Source organism: Trichocoleus sp. ST-U2 (assembly GCF_039961875.1).
Classification (GTDB): Bacteria; Cyanobacteriota; Cyanobacteriia; order Cyanobacteriales; family FACHB-T130; genus FACHB-T130.
This window is the reverse complement of the sequence record NZ_JAMPJY010000005.1, coordinates 64,042-83,838: the sequence shown is the minus strand read 5'-3', so window position 1 is coordinate 83,838 and position 19,797 is coordinate 64,042. Positions and strand designations below refer to the sequence as shown.

General features: G+C 45.4%; 18 protein-coding genes. 7 read left to right on the top strand and 11 right to left on the bottom strand.

What is annotated here, in order from left to right; translation table 11 throughout:
- The first annotated feature begins 94 nt into the window (after positions 1-94).
- Entirely contained in the window at positions 95-787 is a 693-nt protein-coding gene (locus tag NC996_RS04825; RefSeq protein ID WP_190688422.1) for an N-acetylmannosamine-6-phosphate 2-epimerase, read from the top strand.
- 221 nt (positions 788-1,008) lie between these two features.
- Entirely contained in the window at positions 1,009-1,164 is a 156-nt protein-coding gene (locus NC996_RS04820; RefSeq protein WP_190415069.1) for a hypothetical protein, read from the top strand.
- Between the two features lie 89 nt (positions 1,165-1,253).
- Here the strand turns inward: NC996_RS04820 and NC996_RS04815 are convergent, their stop codons facing one another.
- Positions 1,254-2,294: a hypothetical protein gene (locus NC996_RS04815; protein ID WP_190688419.1), complete on the bottom strand. Its 1,041-nt coding sequence runs from the start codon at positions 2,292-2,294 to the stop codon at positions 1,254-1,256.
- Between the two features lie 144 nt (positions 2,295-2,438).
- Between NC996_RS04815 and NC996_RS04810 the strand changes: the two genes are divergently transcribed.
- The 4 genes from NC996_RS04810 to NC996_RS04795 all read left to right on the top strand — a co-directional run bounded on the left by NC996_RS04810 (position 2,439) and on the right by NC996_RS04795 (position 6,184).
- The gene (locus NC996_RS04810; RefSeq protein ID WP_190688417.1) at positions 2,439-3,392 is read left to right on the top strand and encodes a metallophosphoesterase; all 954 of its coding nucleotides are present in this window, start codon (positions 2,439-2,441) and stop codon (positions 3,390-3,392) included.
- A 295-nt stretch (positions 3,393-3,687) separates the two neighbouring features.
- Positions 3,688-4,215, top strand: a complete 528-nt coding sequence (locus NC996_RS04805) for a hypothetical protein (RefSeq protein ID WP_190688414.1) — start codon at positions 3,688-3,690, stop codon at positions 4,213-4,215.
- Positions 4,216-4,379: 164 nt separating this feature from the next.
- A complete protein-coding gene (locus NC996_RS04800) occupies positions 4,380-5,387 on the top strand; it encodes a hypothetical protein (RefSeq protein WP_190688411.1) in 1,008 nt (335 codons plus the stop codon).
- A 347-nt stretch (positions 5,388-5,734) separates the two neighbouring features.
- Entirely contained in the window at positions 5,735-6,184 is a 450-nt protein-coding gene (locus NC996_RS04795) for a hypothetical protein (protein WP_190415064.1), read from the top strand.
- A 508-nt stretch (positions 6,185-6,692) separates the two neighbouring features.
- On the opposite strand, the gene NC996_RS04790 is transcribed toward NC996_RS04795, so the two are convergent.
- The 4 genes from NC996_RS04790 to NC996_RS04775 are packed head-to-tail and all read right to left on the bottom strand — an operon-like array spanning position 6,693 to position 10,714.
- Positions 6,693-7,778: an Mrp/NBP35 family ATP-binding protein gene (locus NC996_RS04790; RefSeq protein WP_190688408.1), complete on the bottom strand. Its 1,086-nt coding sequence runs from the start codon at positions 7,776-7,778 to the stop codon at positions 6,693-6,695.
- The gene (locus tag NC996_RS04785) at positions 7,771-8,739 is read right to left on the bottom strand and encodes a HEAT repeat domain-containing protein (RefSeq protein ID WP_190688573.1); all 969 of its coding nucleotides are present in this window, start codon (positions 8,737-8,739) and stop codon (positions 7,771-7,773) included. Before NC996_RS04785 ends, NC996_RS04790 begins: the two co-directional genes overlap by 8 nt.
- 10 nt (positions 8,740-8,749) lie before the next feature.
- The gene (locus tag NC996_RS04780; protein ID WP_190688406.1) at positions 8,750-8,977 is read right to left on the bottom strand and encodes a ferredoxin family protein; all 228 of its coding nucleotides are present in this window, start codon (positions 8,975-8,977) and stop codon (positions 8,750-8,752) included.
- Between the two features lie 33 nt (positions 8,978-9,010).
- Positions 9,011-10,714 (bottom strand): fumarate reductase/succinate dehydrogenase flavoprotein subunit, encoded by a 1,704-nt coding sequence (locus NC996_RS04775; RefSeq protein WP_199303265.1) that lies wholly within the window; start codon positions 10,712-10,714, stop codon positions 9,011-9,013.
- 227 nt (positions 10,715-10,941) lie between these two features.
- On the opposite strand from NC996_RS04775, the gene NC996_RS04770 reads away from it, so the two are divergent.
- Positions 10,942-12,951, top strand: a complete 2,010-nt coding sequence (locus tag NC996_RS04770; protein WP_190688404.1) for a LysR substrate-binding domain-containing protein — start codon at positions 10,942-10,944, stop codon at positions 12,949-12,951.
- 84 nt (positions 12,952-13,035) lie between these two features.
- Here the strand turns inward: NC996_RS04770 and NC996_RS04765 are convergent, their stop codons facing one another.
- The 6 genes from NC996_RS04765 to NC996_RS04740 form a co-directional block, all read right to left on the bottom strand.
- Complete coding sequence (locus tag NC996_RS04765; protein WP_190688401.1) at positions 13,036-13,860, bottom strand: ATP-binding cassette domain-containing protein; 825 nt, start codon at positions 13,858-13,860, stop codon at positions 13,036-13,038.
- A gap of 50 nt (positions 13,861-13,910) precedes the next feature.
- Complete coding sequence (locus NC996_RS04760; RefSeq protein WP_199303264.1) at positions 13,911-14,729, bottom strand: ABC transporter permease; 819 nt, start codon at positions 14,727-14,729, stop codon at positions 13,911-13,913.
- A gap of 125 nt (positions 14,730-14,854) precedes the next feature.
- The gene (locus NC996_RS04755) at positions 14,855-16,366 is read right to left on the bottom strand and encodes an ABC transporter substrate-binding protein (RefSeq protein WP_190688394.1); all 1,512 of its coding nucleotides are present in this window, start codon (positions 16,364-16,366) and stop codon (positions 14,855-14,857) included.
- 528 nt (positions 16,367-16,894) lie between these two features.
- Complete coding sequence (locus NC996_RS04750; RefSeq protein ID WP_190429981.1) at positions 16,895-18,349, bottom strand: HAMP domain-containing sensor histidine kinase; 1,455 nt, start codon at positions 18,347-18,349, stop codon at positions 16,895-16,897.
- Between the two features lie 19 nt (positions 18,350-18,368).
- Entirely contained in the window at positions 18,369-18,758 is a 390-nt protein-coding gene (locus NC996_RS04745) for a response regulator (protein ID WP_190415056.1), read from the bottom strand.
- 323 nt (positions 18,759-19,081) lie between these two features.
- Positions 19,082-19,306 carry a DUF167 domain-containing protein gene (locus tag NC996_RS04740; RefSeq protein WP_190688391.1) on the bottom strand — a complete coding sequence of 75 codons (225 nt, stop codon included), beginning with the start codon at positions 19,304-19,306 and terminating at the stop codon, positions 19,082-19,084.
- Positions 19,307-19,797: the final 491 nt, after the last annotated feature.

Sequence of the window (19,797 nt, the reverse complement as noted above, 5' to 3'; positions counted from 1 at the left end):
TTGCCAAGGTATGACTTTCTCATACTTGGCTGAAAGTGGATTGCTCAAAGCTCATGGTTCGTTGTTCAATGTTCATGGCATTTGACGATAAACCATGAACCAAAATTCCCAAGGATTAAACGCGCTGAGTCAAGGTCTGATTGTATCTTGTCAGGCTCCGGTTGGCTCGCCTCTATATGAGCCATCGGTGATTGCCGCGATCGCGCAAGCGGCGATTCTCAACGGAGCTGTCGGTGTCAGAATTGATACACCCGCTCATGTAAAAGCAGTCCGGGAACGGCTAAAATCACCGATTATCGGGCTGTGGAAACAACAGATACCGGGGTACGAAGTCTATATTACGCCCCAGTTTGAACACGCGGAAGCGATCGCTCAAGCCGGTGCGGACATTATTGCCATTGACGCTACTTTACGCGATCGCCCAGGCGCGGAAACAGTAGAAACACTCATTACCCGGATTCACGATGAATTAGGCAAGCCGGTGATGGCTGATGTGGATACGATAGAGAGCGCGATCGCGGCGGCGGCGGCTGGTGCAGACATTGTCGGTACCACGCTCTATGGCTACACTGCCCAAACAAAAAATCTGGCTCCTCCCGGCTTCGATCTTCTCGCCCAAATAGTCGAACAGCTAAGCGTTCCAGCAATTTGTGAAGGTGGCATTGCCTCACCGCAGCAAGCTAAACACGCCTTGGAATTAGGAGCTTATGCTGTTGTCGTCGGCACCGCAATTACAGGTATAGATTACAACGTAAAGATGTACCGTGCTGCTTTCCCAAGTTCATAAAAATCATAATTTTTAGCTAAAAATAATTGTAATAATTAAAACTTTGACTACTTAATTATCAGTATTTCTCGTGAAACAGCAGTTTTTTCTAGATTTAGTCTCAGCACGTAGGTAATTATTGGGATATACTTCTTTAGGTAGAGGCGTACAAAGATTGCTCTAGTTATCTTTGTGGTCTAAAAAATTGTGAATGTGCCAGGGCGCTACCTAGGGTAATTTTTATGCACGCTTTACCACGAGTTATTAGGAAAACCGGCTTTTTATGGGCGTTGGTTGCAGTAGGTGCATTTCAGGGATTGCTGATTACCTGGATGCTGCCAACCCAAAGTTTGAACTTTAACAATCCGCCCCAATCGGTGCGTGCGGGAAATCGGTAGTTACGTGCAAAAACAAAAATACCCTCGATGCCTCGAAGGTATAACCAGAAAAAGTATTTTAGGTAGATTTGGCGGCACCCGCGCAACAACTAAGTCGCCGCCAGTTGACGCCGCTTCACAATCACCATGGTGTTTCCCACGACTGGACTACGCGCTAGCACGTCGCCTTGAGAATCGGCGATTTGTAGCTTGCTGAAGTCGAGTTCCCTAGCACGTTGCAACATTTCAGCAGCTAATTTGTCCTGCTTAGAGACAGAGAGATTGTACCAAGCATCTCCTACCTTCACGATTAGCAAACTGCCTGGAAAGTTAGCTTCAATCGACTGAATCAGCCCATTTTCATATTGGCTGGTAATTTCAGTGACTCGATTTTGGATAGAGGCAATCAGGTTTTGCTCTGGAGTCAGCACTGGGGGAGGCGGCGTCACCGTTTCCACGGGTTCCGGTGCTTCAGGCGCTTTTAATTCCGGTGGAGTGGTAATTTGTGAAGTCGGAAGATTCGCCACGTCAGTCGGAGGCTTCCCAGGTATCAGGGCGGCTGTTGTCCAGAGTACTACGAGAAGAACGCCTGCGATCGCGCCCGACAAAGCCGTATTCGACAGCTTTTGACTGATTGATTCCGGCAGAATTGAGCGGATTCTCGCCAGCGTCGCATTCCACAACATCACAAAGCGCATCCAACTCTGACGGAACCTCTCTAGAGGACTCGGCGTCGGTGGCAAAGGCACCACCTCAGCAGGGGGTGTCTCTGGTGCTGGCGTGTCCGCAGAGGTTTCTAGGGCTGACGGCTCTGTAGCCAATGCAGGTGCTTCTGGCGTCACTTCTGGTGTCACTTCTGGCGTCAGCTCTGTCACCCCCTCAGTAGGTTGAAATACCACCTTTTCCGGAGGAGAAGGAGTCCTTGAGGGTAACTGTTCGGTAGGTTCTGCCTCCAGTTTTTCGACAACCCCTTCCAGTAGCTGAATTGTGCCACGCAGAGTTTTAAGGCTTTGCACTTTCAGAACGGGTTGGAATCTAGCCCAAATTTGCTGGAGGGCTTTTCCCGATTGGCTTTTTGCCCCCGTGGGCGTCGGCGTTTGGGGTGCCGGTTTAGCTGAAGAAGTTGGCTGTTTCGGTTGATCTTCTGGCATCGAATTTCCCCTGAGGGCAGTGCAAATAGGTGCAATTACGGTAAATTTTTACCGAATGCTGCCTTCACAGCCCTAATCTACCACTTTGCTATTCTGCTTTAATCGACTTGCGCCCAACTTACGTAACTCTTAATCAAGTAATCCATGCCCCTTAAACGCCGTGACTTTCTAATTTTAAATAGCCTCAGTGGCTTCGGCTTAGCTTTTTTGGTCAGAAAATTCCGCAGCCAAATCGCTCAGAGTCAGGATATCAACCCAGGAGAGACTTCCAAAACCTCCCCTTCCTCCAACTTAGGCTTCAAATCGACAACGGTTAGTTCATCACAATCCCCTCTCCTGCGCTTTGTCTCCGTCGCTGACACCGGCACTGGTTCGGCAAGCCAGTATGCTGTAGCAGCATCAATGGCTCGTTACCACGCGCTAAAGCCCTTTGATTTAGCAATTCTTGCGGGTGACAATATTTACAACAACGGTGAAATTGAGAAAATTGTCGATGTCTTTGAGCGCCCCTATCAAGCTTTATTGCGGCGCGGAGTAAAATTTCAGGCGGTTCTTGGCAATCACGACATCCGCACCGATAACGGAGAACCCCAAGTGCGCTATCCAGGCTTTAATATGCAGGGACAACGCTACTACACATTCCGCCGCAACCCCGTACAATTTTTTGCTTTAGATACTAATGAGAATGCTGACTGGGAAACTCAACTAAAATGGTTAGAAAAAGAACTCACTCGCAGTAATGCCCCTTGGAAAGTAGTTGTTGGTCATCACCAAATTTATTCATCGGGTGCATACGGGGTTAATCAACCCTTTATACAAACCTTGACGCCACTATTTAAAAAGTACGGAGTGCAACTTTACATCAACGGTCACGACCACCATTATGAGCGCACTCAGCCCATCAATGGTACTACCTACCTCATCTGTGGGGCAGGGGCAGGACTCCGCCCGGTGGAACGTTCAGAATGGACGGCGCATTCTACTAGTCAATTGAGTTTTGCGGCACTTAATGTATATGCAGACAGAATAATCATTAGCGGTATCGGCACCGATAACCGCATTTTCGACCAAGGCATCATTCCTCTGCACTCAGCCTGATTCAAACTATGAAAGACAAGCGCTTGAAAGTAAAATACCTGTTGTGTACTACTTTCCCAATCTTGTCATATATGAGCAGCTAGATTTCGATGGGCAACAGAGGCTTTATTGTGATGCGATCGCTTATATCTTTAAGGCGTACTATCCTTAATATTGAGCTAGATTAATGGATAGGAGGAAATACGCGATCGCATCTAGTTCATCCACCTATTTCACTGCGAGTCACTAATTTTTTTGCCTCCGAATAAGACGAAATATTTTATTTTCTTAAAAAAGATGAAAAGGAACAACAATCATGAAATTGCAGAATCCCAAAATTAGATTATTCCTTCTCGTCTTGGCTTGTGCAATTGTTTTCAGTATTCAATCCTTATCTTTAGCACAAAAAGACGCTCAACTAGCTACCGAACCGATTACTTCACCTGCTTCCCAATTACTCGCTCAACAAAACGGGAAGTTAATTATTACTCAATTAAATAGTGAGTTTCAGATAAATTTAAACGAAACCGCTATTTTATCTGATGAAAGTATTTGGGTTAAATTTACTGACGTCACAGAAGATTCACGCTGTCCTATTAATGTCCAGTGTTTTTGGGCGGGACGAGCAAAAATCGTGGTAAATATTTGGAAAGACAGTCAAAATACAGGAGATTTTGTTTTGACCACTGGTGGCGGAAATCCAGCATTAGCAGTTCAAAACTTTGACAGCAACTATAATATTAAGTTTGTAGACCTTCAGCCAGCTCCCATTAGTGGATCAGAAACTCAAAAATCAGCTTATACTGCTGCTCTCGTGATTTCTAAAACAACAGACAAGATTTAGTCTTGTAACTTGCGTAGGCAGGTTTCATTTGTGTAGGTGCGGTTTCAACCATCCCTGCAAGAAGTGAGGGATTCTGACCCGCTGGCATATCGCAATTCAAATACGATTGCTATAGCAGTTTTTTTAACTATAACCATATTAAAGTAAAAGCAAATAACTAAAAAATGAAGCGCATAAACATTCTTATTTCTGGTTTTCTTCTAACTACGAGCCTGACGGCTACAGCAGCCTACAGTCAAAGCGTTTCCCCACGCCCAACTCTACTTCCCACATCCAGCCCTATTCCAAATTCAAATCAAATTAAACCCAACAACTGGGAGATAAATGTAAAAGAAATTTTAGAAACTCCTAATTTGGCTGACTGCAAATTTTGGATGATGCTTGGGGTAATCCTCGCTGCTGGAAGCCTGGGTGGGTTAGTCTACGAACTGCTCAATCTCCAGGGAAATATTGAGTTACCTCATAAGCCGACCGATGATGATTTAGCGGTAAAGTTTGCCTATGCTCATTCTACGAATGTGATTGATTTAGGGGTAGTGGCACGGTTACTCATTGGTGCCCTTGCTGCACCTCCAGCTATCGCGATTGTCCGACCAGAAACGGCTTTTATCCTGTTAGCAACCTCCGCAGTTGCTGGTTCCGCAGGTACTTTGATCTTTCGCGCTCTACAGGATCGGTTATTAGTCGCGGTACTTCAAACTGGGATAAACGAGGTCAGTGCAAGAAGTATTAAACCGCAACAACCAATCGATGAAGCGATTAAAGATTTTGACAAGCTAGTACAAGAAGTGAGAAAGCATTCAGAAAGTCCCAGAGGATTGACTGAGCTAAAGTTTACCAGAGACGCGACTTTAGACCCCAGCGACTTCGAGGAAGTCAGCAAACATTTGAATCAAATTCAAGGAGTAAATCCTAAAGTTGACGAGGCGATTGAGATTTTCAAAGAGCTGGTAGAGGAAGTGCGAAAGCACTCCGAAAGTCCTAGCGGGACTACTAAACTAAAGATTACTAAGGGTACCGTTTTACCATTTGAGCATTTACAGAAGATAAAAACACTTTTGTGGCAAGCTAAAAAAGACACGGAAACGACTACATCCGCAAATGATAGCACTGCTGAATTAGCATCTAAGCCGACGCCACCCGCAGAAGGCAGTACTTCTTCTCACAACTGAAATAAATTCAAGCACACGGATAAGCTAATCCTGCCAGATGCAGTTGCCTTGAAAAAACAGAATTAACACCACTTGTAATAAAACTTTACAGTAAAATCTTGTCGTTCGATCTCTTGAGTTTTGTTAGTTAACCAGTAGGGGTATTGTAGTCTAATAGAAATAGAATTATTAGGTTGTTAATATATTAAGTTTAAACGTATGCAGGCTGGATGATATTTGTTCAATCTATCGGAAGAGTGAATTATTTGAACAATTTGTAATAAGGCAACATCTGTCTAGAGAGCGGTTTAGCTGATAAGCCAAATGAAGTAAATATAGGATTGCTAAACCTAATGAGATTGTGTTCTATGCAACCAAATTATTTTACGAAAGGACTTTCAACTGTAGGACGTTGGCTGGCTACAACGCTGTTTTGCGTGTCAGCGATCGCGTTTGTTTGGCAGGGTGCCTTTTTCTCGACCAGCGCAGCAATGGCTGCTCCTAGTGCAAACCTAATCGCATCTGTAGATACGAGCGACCAGGTTAAAGGAAAAGCCAATGAAGATTTGAACCGAAGCAAGAATTTCATTGACGATGTCAAAGACAAGGTAAAAGCAACTGCCAATAAGAATGCCGACCGAGTCGAGGAAGGAACGGATGGGCATGGGAATCTCATTGAGCGTAAAGCCAACAGAGATGCAGCGCGAATTGAGAAAAGAGCAGATGAAGATGCGGCTCGGACTAAGGAAGCAGTAGACAACACAAAAGGTCTTGTTGAAAAGGCTGTTGATAGCATCAAGGATGCTCTTGGTAACTAGAGAATAGTTGTTAGGGAAAGGTCAATGTACATTATTCCGTTCATTTAAACCTGAAGGATGGATGTACATTGATTGGCTGTTTGCAATTCTACTTCGGCAAGAGAAATAAAAATAAAGAAACGAAACACAAGCTTACTCGCCGCTATCCCTGTCTTGTCACTCTCTGAAAACAAAAATTTAAGACGATTTTTTAACTCTGACTGGAATTGGGTTTATCGCTTTATTTTCTAATATTCTAGATATAGTTGTTGCGTAAAACTAAAATGCTTGTGTGGGAAGGGTTACATTTTTTCATCTGAGAATAATGATGGAAGAACGATAGAGTTTTAAGCCGTGTTCTTCAACTTTTTCGGGGTAGCCAGCGTTGCGTGGAAATTTCGCAAAATTGATGATCGCAACTGCATCATCAATCGCTCTGTTTACGGTTGTGTCGTTCGTTCTTGAGGGTTTAGTTTGCTTGACAATGTGGACATTGCATCGTGCTTCAATTGTGCAATGCCCAAATCAATTATCCAGTCAGAACTTCACAAGGGCGAAAAGTCGTCTCGATCGCCCCAGCCATTTGTACAAATACTTGTCCTACAGTGGAATCTGGGTGAGTCAGCGTCAAAGGCGTTCCCGTATCTCCGCCCATGCAAATACTAGGGTCAATCGGAACCTGTCCTAGTAAAGGGGCATGGAGTTCTGTCGATAGCTGCTGCCCTCCACCACTCCCAAAAATCGGAGTGCGATCGCCACAATGACCACAGATTAAATAGCTCATATTTTCGATAATGCCAAGCACGGGAATGCCGACACGACGAAACATATGGACACTGCGGCGAACATCCGAAACCGCAACTTGTTGGGGAGTCGTCACTAAAATTACGCCACAAATCGGACTTTCTTGCACAATCGTAATTTGAGCATCGCCTGTGCCAGGAGGCAAATCAATCAGCAGGTAATCCAAGTCTCCCCATTCCACCTCCTGAATAAACTGAGTGACAATTTTGTGCAGGACGGGGCCGCGCCAAGCTAGGGGATGATCGGGTTCTGCCAGCAGTCCTACGGACATAACTTTGATACCGTGGGCTTCTAGGGGCAGAAACTTTTGACCGTTGGGTGTATCAATCACCTTGACATCTGCCTGTCCCAGTCCCAACATCTGGGGGACGTTGGGACCATAGACATCCGCATCAAGTAAACCCACCTTCGCCCCCTGTAAACTCAAAGCGGCGGCTAAATTAACCGATGTTGTGGATTTGCCTACACCCCCCTTGCCACTGGAAATTGCCAACGTCGTTCTGACACCAGGAATGGTACAAATTTGGATATAGATTTTCTTGCACCAAGTTACAGGCGAAAGTGCCGATTGAATTTCGGCTTGTAGGTGATGCTGATGTTTCCCCACATACAGGCGTAGATAAATATAGTCATCCACAACCCGCAGATTCCGCACCATCCCTAAGCTAACGATGTCGTTTTTGAGGATGGGTTCAATCACCTGTTTGAGATACTGGATAACTTCTCGTTGCCGAGATTCCGTTACTGGATCGGGAGGAGTGGCAATTTCCTCTGTATGAGTTTGGCGGAAGGGAGATTGATGGCTATGCATTAGATGTCTCTGGCGTGGACTCTTGGATTTTCTGAATTGCTCGTTGTGCGTAAATACACACATCTTTGTCTGGATCGTCCAGAGATTGCTGGAGTGCATTCAGGGCGGTTGGGTTTTCTAGGATACCGAGTGCGATCGCGGCATCTCGACGCACATCCGAGTATTCATCTGCCAACGCTTTCACTAAAGCAGGTAGGGTTTGGTCAGCAGGTGTTTTCTGCAAAGCCTGAAGTGTAAACTTCCGCACCTGCCAATGCTCATCTGCCAAAGCCGTTTCTAAAGCTGGAACTGCCGCAAAATCAGCGTGGAGTGCCAAGGATTTTGCCGCATTGCGTCGCACCTGCCAATCCGGATCGGTAGTGAGTGCTTGGCACAAACTGGGAACCACTTCTGCATCTGTTAAATGTCCTAACGTCAGGGCAGCAGAACGCCGCACGTTCTCATCTGGGTCAGACATTAAGGCGATCGCCTCTTTACAGCGTTCCACTTGATTAAGATAGCGTAATGTTGTCACGGCTGCTTCCCGTAACTCAGCATTTTCCGACTCAAAGAAAGGCAGCACGTAGGGCAAAGACTGAGCATCGTGAATCTTCCGCAACAGAATTAACACATTCAGTTGCATATTCACGTCATCTCGATGCAGGGCATCTAGCAGCAGCAACAGGTGATCGGGGGTAACTAATTCACCCAAGGCGGATAGCGCTTCTTCCCGAATCTCCTCATCAGTTGAAGCCAGACATTCCACTAAAGCCGGAACCGCCTTGGGATTAGCTAACTCCCACAGCGCAGTCACTGCAAGCTTTTGCACAGCCATGCTCTCATCTTGCAATGCTGTAATTAACGGTTCCAGAGCATCCTCATCGCCCAAATGTTGCAGCATTTTGACGGCAACTAGGCGATCGCTAGCGTCGGGCGATCGCAGCATTTCCAACCATTGGTTCAATTCAGAATCAGCAGACATCATCACTCCTCTATCGCAACAAAAAGGGAATTTGAACCGTAATCGCGTTGGTGGGACACTCCTTCTCACAAGGCAAGCAAAACCAGCACTCGTCGTACTTCATATAGGCTTTGCCCGTTTCTGGGTTCTTCGCTAATACATCGAGGGGACACACTTCAATGCAAGCGGTACACTTTTCTAAGCATTTCGATTCATCAACGATTACGGGTACTTCAACCCGTTGCATTGCTAAAGCCATAACTCTTCCTCTGTTTGCTACAAATTGACCGACTTAGCGCACCGCCACGTCATAAACTTCTCGTTCAATATCAACGTCCACCACATAAGGCTCAACCGGACGCTTGAACAAAGCCATCTCGCCTGATTCGTCTTTCTTGAGATTGACGTGGCAGAACCATTCTTCATTGTTCTTGTCGGGATAATCTACGCGGTAATGGTAGAGTCCCCAACGGCTTTCTCGACGATATAGCGAGGCGCGGGCTGCCATCTCTGCACAATCGCGAATAAAATGAACTTCCATGCAGCGCATCAGTTCGTGCGGATCGCGTGCGCCCATCATCTCTAGGCTTTCGTGGTAGCGCACAAAGTTTCTCAAGCCAATTTCCATCTTGTGGTCTACTTTGGGCGGCTGGAGATAGTCATTGACCAATCGCCGTAACTTATACTCCACCTGGGTATGCGGCACGCCATTCGGGTTGTTCAACGGGGCATAAATCCGTTGTCTTTCCGCCTCTAAAGCGTCAGCATCGGGTTCAAGATGCTCTAACCCTTCGATATAATCCACCGCATTTGTACCCGCCAACCGACCGAAGACAAACGCCCCAATCATGTAATTGTGGGGAACACTCGCCATATCTCCGGCTGCATATAATCCTGGTACAGTCGTCTCCGCTTTCTCGTTGACCCAGACTCCAGAAGCACTGTGACCGCTACACAAACCGATTTCTGAGATATTCATCTCCACGCCATTCGTGCGGTAATTTTCGCCTCTTCCTTCGTGAAATCGCTCTCGGCTGGGTCGTTCATTCGACCACAGAATCGACTCAATTTCTGAAATGGTATCTTCATCTAAGTGGGTCATCTTCAGTTGAACTGGGCCTTTACCAGAGTTCAACTCCTTCCAAATTTCCAGCATCATCTGACCGCTCCAGTAGTCGCAACTAATAAAGCGGTGTCCTTCAGCATTGGCGGTGTAAGCTCCAAACGGACTGGCTACATAGGCACAGGCGGGGCCGTTATAGTCCTTCATCAGAGGGTTAATTTGAAAACACTCGATATTAGTGAGTTCTGCGCCTGCATGATACGCCATTGAGTAGCCGTCGCCAGCATTGGTAGGGTTTTCGTAGGTGCCGTAGAGATAGCCAGAGGCAGGTAAACCTAATCTTCCACAGGCTCCTGTACACAGAACGACTGCTTTTGCCTGAATCACGACAAAATCACCGTTTCGCACGTCAAACCCTACCGCGCCAATAGCGCGTCCGTCCTTGACTAGAATGCGAGTCGCCATTACTCGATTTGTCACTTTAGCTTTGTGGCGCTTTACCTGTCGGGTCAAAATTTGTTTTAGGTCTTTCCCTTCTGGCATCGGTAGCACGTATTTACCCACGCGATGCACTTGCTTTAAGTCATAATTCCCTTGAGTATCTTTTTGGAACTTCACGCCCCAGCTTTCTAGCTCTTGAATGACTTCAAAGCCAAGTTTTCCGGTTTGGTAGACCGCTTTTTGATTCAAAATGCCATCGTTGGAAATCGTAATTTCGCGAACATATTGCTCTGGGGTAGAATTACCAGGAATGACGGCTGTATTGACACCATCCATACCCATTGCGATCGCCCCACTGCGGCGGATATTCGCTTTCTCTAAAATCAGTACCTCTCCCTCAGGATTTGCCTGTTTTGCCTTAATTGCTGCCATCGTTCCAGCAGTACCACCACCGATGACAAGAACATCGGTCTTCATCCATTGAGTATCCACTCTTGACTCCTCTTCAGTTAGCAAAAACTTTTATAACTTTGTACGAATAAATTTACTAAGTCTGCTTTCTTACCTTTTTTTATATTAGAGAAGAGAATTAAAAGTCACAAGCTTTTTTGTAACCCAAAATACCATCTATTCATTCGCGTTTTTTATGATTTTATAAATTAGCTTTATTCATTCATTAAGCTGTAAAATAAAAATTTCAATTTGGGGGGTTAGAGAACGTGGAGGTTTATCAAGTTAAAGTATTTCTGGAGGTAGCTAGGCATCTCAGTTTTACCGAAGCCGCTGATGCTCTAAATCTGACTCAGCCTGCGGTCAGCGCCAAAATAAAATCCCTGGAAACTGAACTAGGAACCTCCCTTTTTTATCGTTTGGGACGTAAGATTCAGCTAACAGAGGTGGGACAGTTTTTATTGGAGGAAGGGCCAAGACTGATTGATGTTGAAAATCAATTGTTTGCCAAAGCTGAAGAAATCAAAAAAGGCAAATTTGGCAATCTCAAAATCGGCTGTACAGCCGCGATCGCTAATGGATGGCTACCTGAAATCCTCTTCCAGTACCGTCAGCAGTATCCTGGTATTCAGACTCAGTGTGTCGTATTTGACTCGGCTGAATTTCTCTATCGATCCATTACCAGCAGTCAGATTGATATAGGAATCTCAGATATTAGTTTTGCAGAGTTCTCGGAAATATCAGCAACCCCAATTGCTCCCATTCACTATTCTTTAGTAGTTGCGGCAAATCATCCTGTAGCGAATCAAACCTGGTTGAGTTTGAAAGAGTTGCAAAAAGAGCGATGGGTGATGCTAAATACTGGCTCTCCTAGTCGTTTAGTCTTTGAATCTCGGCTAACTGAATTAGGGATAAACTTTTCGGATTTTGCTCAAGTTGAAACTGTTGATACTCTAAGTTTGATGCGAACCTACATGATGCAGGGGAATTATTTAGGATTTGCGTCTAACTTTGAATTTAAAGCTGAATGTGAATCGGGAATGCTCGTTGCAATTCCCCTGCAAGAATTTGCCTTATCTGGTAATGTTTTCCTAGTGTTACCCAAACGATTAAGCCAATCTGCGCTTACAGACTCATCCTCGCAAAATCGGCGATCGCGCAACTCCAGCCCGATGCAAAAGTTCGTTGCTCTTGTTGAGAACCGTCAAGAGCAACAGCCAGCCTCTGTTCGTCCTCATGCAACCCCAGTGCGTTTGCGATCGCCTAACCTGATCATTCGTTCCAACTCTCTGCAACATCCTGAGACAATTGATTTAGCGATCGGTATTCAAAACAGCACGATTCCAACGGTGACAGCAGGCTTAGTGATTCAGCGCTTAGGCTTGCTAGAACACTTCTTACTCAAAGAAGGGCGATACAGTTCCACTCAATATCGCATTCACTGGTGCGATTTTTTAACAGGAGCGCCGATTATTCAAGGATTGCATGCCGGGAAACTAGATATTGGTGTTCTAGGGGATTATCCCTTGTTACTGAGTGCTATCCAGCAAAATAATTCCGGTAGTGAAACTCGACAGACGCGACTGGTGAGCTTTGTTTCGACGAATCCCGATGGTTCCTGTAATGCAGTGATTGTTCCCAATAAGTCCAAACTGCAAAGTATCGAAGATTTGCGAGGAGGTGTGATTGCGGTTCCTTTCAGTTCTTCTGCACATGGGATGGTGATGCGATCGCTTAATTCTGCCAACTTACTTAACGAGGTTAAGCTTGCTTCCCTAGAGAACTCCAACATTACTCAGCCCTTTGGTTATTCCATTCAAGCAGATGGGTATGCTCATTTTGCTCCCTTTCACGATATTGCCTATCGTCAAGGCAAGTTTCGTTATTTACCAGGTGACAATTTGAATGTGTTACCGGCTTTTCATGGTGTAGTGGTGAGTGCAGAGTTAGCAGAACAGTATCCGGAAGTTGTAATCGCTTACCTAAAAGCCTTAAGCGCCGCCCAATATTGGTATACTATTACGCCCTCAGCGCTTTCTCTGATCAGCCAGTGGACAAACCTGGATGCCGAAATCGTCTCCCAAATTCTCAGCAATGTCTATCACCAGAATCAACCTGGGCGTTTTTTCTGCGAGATGATGATTCGTCCGGACTGGATTGCCCAACACATTGCTCAACTCCGTGTGGTTCCCGGAAATGAAGAACTAGAGACAATTAACCTCGATCGCTGGATTCAAACCGAATTTCTCCATCAATCTCAGAACTTAAGCAGTTGGTAAAAGGGACAACAAAGGACACGCCAAGCCGCTATCGAAAGTAACACACTTGGGCTGTACGAGCAGTATAAATACGGTTTGCTTCAATTAACCCAACTCCATACTCTTGAGAGTTTCTTCGCGAATCAATTCAAAGACTTGCCGATTGAGATTCACAAAATCCGGTGAAAGCATCGTATCTATATGGCGGGGTCGATCGAGATTCACCACAACTATTTCTTTGATATGCCCTGGACGAACGCCCATAACCAGAATGCGATCGCTCAAAAAGATGGCTTCTTCAATATCGTGGGTGACAAAAATAACCGTGGATTTCAAATCGCTCCAAATGTTCAGCAGCAACTCCTGCATCATGTGCCGAGTCTGAGCATCCAAGGCTGCAAACGGTTCATCCATCAACAATACTGAGGGTGAATTTACAAGTGCCCGCACAATGCTTGCACGTTGTTGCATTCCTCCTGATAGCTGATGAGGATAAGAATGACGATGCTTATACAAGCCGACTCGGTCTAAGTAATCATTTACCAATTCAGTCCGTTCTGCTCTGGAAATACCCTGAATTTTTAAACCAAATTCCACGTTCTCAAAAGTGGTCTTCCAGGGTAGGAGCGAGTATTGCTGAAAGACAAATCCGCGATCTGCCCCGGGTTTTTCGACGAGTTGTTCATCCACCAATACCTGTCCCCTTGTTGGTTTTAGAAAACCAGCAATCAAGTTTAGAATCGTTGACTTGCCGCAGCCCGATGGTCCCAACAAACAGACAAATTCACCAGGATTAATTTTGAAGTTTGTTGATTCTAGAACCAGCAAAGGCCCGTACTGGTCTCGTCGCTTAAAGGCAACGGATAAATCTTTAACTTCAACTGACCCTTTCGCCAAGGCGCTAACCTGCTTTTTTGATAGGGTTGCCACAGCCTCTAAACCTCCAAAAATAGGCAACTTGAATATTCATTTTCAGGGAACTACACACCCTGCTTTTTCATTACTCGCCAAGGCATCAGCAACTTCGTTAAGAGATCGACAATCAGCGTGCTTATCAAACCCATCAAACCAATCAGCAGCATTCCCATCACGATTGGTGGATAATTCGATGTAACATAAGACTCCCAGGTCAGATAACCCACTCCAAACCGACCTGCCAGAATTTCAGCTGTTACCAAACAAAACCAGGCATTTCCCATACCAATAACCAAACCGCTGGCAATGTTGGGCATCGCTCCTGGCACCACAATATCTTTAAAAATGTGCCACTGTTTAGCCCCCAAACACTGTCCTACTCGCAGCAGCACTATATCCGTGCTTTCTACTCCCCGAATTGTGCTGATCAAAATTGGGAAGAATGCGCCTAGAAATGTGATGTACACCATCCCTGACTCTGCATTGGGAAACATGAGAATTGCCAGCGGTATCCAGGCGACGGCGGGAATTGGTCTGAGCAACTCTAATGGAATAAAAAGCAAATCTTCAATTTGCCGAAACCAGCCAATCATGATGCCCAAGCTAACGCCCAGAATAGCCGCAATTCCAAATCCCAGCAAAACTCGTTGAAGACTGGCAGTAATATGCACAGCCGCATTGCCAGAAAAGAATTCAACCGTTGCATTCCAAACTTCAACTGGAGAGGGTAAAAAGGTAAAATTGATGAAGAAATTGAACTGAGTGACGCACAAAAGCTGCCAAATCCCAAAGAATAAAACAATGGAAATGGCTCGCTTTAAATTGCGACTTTTGAGCAGTGCCAGACTTATAAGCGCTAATTTTGACAAGGAGCGCTGCTTCAAAAATTTGCTCCTCAGTACACTGTACTTCTCTCCTTTTGTCTTTCGTGCTGATTTTGGAGATACAGCCATTACAAACCTCTCATTTGACTCAATATAGTTCTATCGTTGCGATCGCTCCCCTTCATTCATCGCGCAACCGCTAAATCCTTTGACTGCGTATTTTTGGCATAAAGCTGTTGCAACTCCTGGAAGCTTGCAACCTTTGCTCCAGCTTTACCAGCAAATGCTTGTGCATCTTTTTCTAGTAAGAACGCAGATACCTGGTCGCCATTCCGAACATAGAACGAATTTTGAGCGAATAACTTCCAACCTTTGTCGCGATCGTGTACGAAGGCTACAGCCGCTGTCTTGCCCTCAGACTTGAGCTGTTGCAGCTTTGTCAGCATATTCTTGATTGAGGTAAAACTGAGAACTTTATCTTCTCCTTCTACCCAAATCTGAGCTGCTAGTTTTGGATCTGGAATCGATTCTTGAGTGAGTGCATCATTACCACGAATCAAATTATCCGCCGACGTAGCTACATCCTGTTCGCTAATGTTGCTCTCTTTGAGCGCTTGTTTCAGGTAACTATCGTCTGTCCAACTTGCAACATCATCTGGATTCACACTGGCATCTAATTTTCCAATCTGCTTCAACGTCGTCACGCTATTTTTGAGCGCAGTGATTTGGTAGGGCTGAATTCTCGGATCGAGCTTTTGAATACCCGATGGACCGAGGAACATATAAAAGATTTCTTTCTCAATCCCTGTCCACTTTTCTAACTTTGCAGAGAGGGCTTCTGGTTGTTCCCGGAAACGCTGATTCGCCTCTAACATCGCTTTTAGATAAGCCACCACAATTTCGGGATTTTCTTTCGCAAAGTCCGAGCGCACTACAACTCCATGAAAGGTTGGAGTTTCCGTTTGTGCACCATCGTAAATCTTCCGAGCAAAGCCTCTAAAGGGAAATAACTCACCATAGGGCACAAAATCCGCATGAGCATCGATCTGACGGCTTCTCAGGCTCGTGCCACCTACTTCTGGTGATTGACTCACTAACGTCACTTCTTTCTGTGCATCAATGCCCTCATTCTTCAGCGCCCGCAGCAGCATCCCATGCGCCGAGGTTCCAAAGGGAACTGAAATGGTTTTCCCCTTCAAGTCTGCTAGTTTTTTATAAGGTGTGTCGGTTGGAACAACAACCGCATTTCCGGCTCCATTAGGGCTGTAGGCAAGGGATGAGATCAAAACAGTCTTAACGCCATTGCCTTTTTTCTGAAAAGTCGTCAGGTTAATCGTTGCCGGAAAGTCCGCCATGTTGCCGATATCAATTTGATTCGCCAACATTTTGTTGGTAATTGGTGGAGCTGATGTAGCGCTAGACCACTCAATTTTGTACTCAACATTTTGGTATTTCCCTGTTTTTGGCAGATACTTCTCCAGCAGCTTTTCTTCTCGGATGACTGCACCACCTGTCACGGTGTTAATGGTTTGGTCTTGGGTACCAATCGCAATCCGAATCACCTTTTTGCCAGAGGAACTACCTGAAGTATTTGCTGAAGTATTTGCTGAAGTGTTACTACAAGCGCTGGTAAAGGTTAAGGAAACAACTAGCAGAGAAAAAAGAACACTCTTTAAAGACAATAGTTTGATATGCATACGGCTCCATTCCCGCATTGAATCTACTGCCCCACTTGTTTCACGCAAATCATGTTGGAGCAGTAGCTAGTTTAATCTCCGGTTTGTCGGTCGGAATACGACTGTTTTAACAGAATGCCATAGTCAAACACCGAAGACAAGATGTAATCCCCGGTTTATCGATAGACTTTTCGTATTTATAGATAGATTTTTTGAATTGAAGCTGCCAGATTTGGAAACTCGCGGTGGAGGGAAGCACCTTTTATGATGCTAGTTATGGCTCTCAACGCTTATTCAACTTGGTTTTTATCAATTCCCGCGATCAGCTATAACGCTCAACGTCATTGAATCAATACTGCTGGTCAAGCAGATCGAGTTTCCGGAGGAAGTCCCAGTCTAGGAGACTCCCTCGCCACGACAGTGCAATTTGTAGGGGGAGCAGAATGAGGTGTCCTCCTGCATCAGGTTGCCCTTGTCCAACAGAACAACGCCCCAATTTCCAACCGACGATAAGCCGACTATAAATAAAGCGATAAGCCGGACAGGATATTAACTCTTTCGTTTCTCTGCGGCGGTGTCGAGGGGAAGACGAATACTGAAAGTTGCGCCTTGACCTGGAGTGCTAGTAGCCGTAATCGTGCCGCCGTGTGCTTCCACAATCCGTCGCGCGATCGCTAACCCCAAACCCGTTCCGCTGCCTTTGCGCGAGGGATCTGCTGTATAAAATTGTTCAAAAATGCGGGGCAAATCGCTCTCTGTGATTCCGGTTCCCCGATCGCGAATTTTTACTGAAACCTGGGCACCTTCTATATTGCTTGAGACAGAAACTTTAGACTCTGGTACTGAGAACTTAATCGCGTTGTCCAATATATTTAGAAAAGCTTGCAATAGTCGTTCTGGATCGCCTTGGATTTGAACATCCGCAACCTCCACGCTGATGCCAACTTCCTTGGCTATCATGCGGGACTCCATTGCTCGCACCGCCCGTTCGATCAAGTCTCGCAACTTTAGCGGTTGCTGTTCTAGTGGCGTTACGCCTGCTTCGAGTCGTCCCAAATCCAGCAGATCCTTAATTAGCCTGGACAGGCGCAGGGTTTCATCCTGTGCAGTCTGGATGAAGCGATCGCGTAACTCCGGCTCCTCAGCCGCTCCATTGGCGAGTGCTTCTAGGGTGACATAGACGTTGCTGACAGGAGTCCGCAGTTCGTGGGACACATTTGCGAGGAATGCCCGCCGCTCTTTATCTAAGGAAGCCAGCCGTTCGCTCATGCGATTCAATTCACTGGCTAATTGACCCACTTCATCATCTTGATGAATGTTCAGCTTCTCACCTAAATGACCCCCACCCACCTCAATTGCAAAGTGGCACATCGCCTGAATCGGTCTGGCAATATTACGGGCAAGGCTTTCGCTAATCAGCGCACAAAGCAAGAGCGTCAAGAAGAGCGTTCCAAGAACGGTGAAAATGACGCGGCGAAACTGACGCTGAAACTGTTCTAAAGTGATCGACATCCGCAGCGCACCGAGCAGACGACCCTTCCGAAATATCGGTCGCACTGCATACACTCGGTCATCGTTGGATAGAATCCCTTTTGCTACCCCTTGCGTCGGCTGATTTTGTAGCGCTTCTCTCACGCCAGCAACAGCTAACCAGTTAGGGACTTGCCGATCTAGCTGGGGGGCGGAGGTGAATAGCAGGCGACCATCAGGTGCAAAGACGCGCAGGGTGACTGCTTCCGGTGAACCGTAGCGTTGCACTAGCACTCTTACCCGCTCAAGATCATTTTCCTCTAAAGCGTCAGCAACACTCTCGCTGAGGGCTGTTGTCCAGGCATCTAAATCAGCCTGTCTCGTCCTCATGAAATAGGCATGGAAAGAGAACAGAATATAGCTTGCCAGAATAGAAGTTCCTAATGCGGTGAGTGCTAAATAGGTAACTAACAGTTTCCGGTAAATTGAATTCCATCGGATATGAATTGCTAACCAGCTCCTTGAATTTTTCAAAGGTACAACTTCAATTTTTTTAATCTCCCTGTAGAGACTGTTGACCCACAGCGCGACCCCGGAGAACAGCTTTTATGCGTGCGAGAAGTTCGCGAGTGTTGAAGGGTTTGGTGATATAGTCATCTGCACCCGCTTCTAATCCCCAAACTTTGTCAATATCTTGGTCTTTAGCTGTCAGCATCAAAATCGGGATATTAGAAAATGCTCGGATGCGCCAGCAGAGTTCCATCCCATCAATGCCTGGTAGCATCAAGTCCAAAATAATCACATCCGGCACTTGCTTGTGGAACAACTTGAGTGCAGTCTGTCCATCCCCTGCGGTTGTCACTTGATAGCCTTCTTTAATTAAGGCGTAGCTGAGACTGGCACGTAATGCCTCTTCATCATCGATCAGTAAGACGTGTGGCATGCTGAGTTGACCTCTTCGTTCAAGTGTACCAGGTTGAGTTATTCCCTTTTGAATTTTAGATTTTGACTTTGAGCTTTTGAAATCTACCAATAGATAGTTTCTAAAATTAATCTTTTGTTAATTTAAAGCTAACGGGGATGAGTTTAAACGGAAAATGAAAATAGCGATCGCGTGCAGTCAGAACAACACCTTTACCGAGCAACTGCTATAGAATCTTACTGAATGGTTCGGGAAGGTCAGGTACCCGACTTTTTTTAGAGCAGTCAGGTATCTGAAGGGCTGGCTCACAACTTCAATAAGATTGCTAGATTTTCTAGTTAGGTTCAACCGTCGTCTATTTCGACTAGCTTATTTCTTGACGATAAACCCGATTTGATAAAAATTCTTGATTTTGATATGTTAAATTTTTTAGAGAGTATTTGAATTAACTCTTCATTTGCCTTACCATCTAAAGGTGGCGACTTTAAATGAACCGTAAGGCTACCGTCCTCAGCTTCCTCAATTCTTTGGTTTTTTGAATTGGGTTTAACCTTTACTTGCTTCTTCATCTGGCTGGGGTGATGGTAATCTGGTTGTAGCTATCATGCGGGTTAACGATAAATTTCATAACCATAGCGATCGCTCAACACAGGTTTTCGTGTAGTGTAGTATACAAATATCGTTCGTATTAACTTCTGCCTGGAGATAGAAGTTTAGTTAGATTAGTCTCTAATATCTTTTATTTGAAAGGGCAAAGCTAAATCTACGAATTTAATCCATTGTCAATAAGTTTTGACGAAAAAAATTCATCCAGAAAAATTGATCTAAAATTGCTAGATGAGTAGATAGTACGACGAGATTCTAAATTTTAAATGCTCGTGTGGCAACCGCGTAGCGGTTGCCACACGAGCGCTCGATTTTTGGCATCCACTGAACTAACTTCACTCTTTTACAACACCACACCAGCATCTTCATCAACTGGATTCCTAACATGACAAAATATAACGTTAGCAATAGGAAGTGGCAAAAACTATCTTGCTGTAAAATTCATCAAGATAAT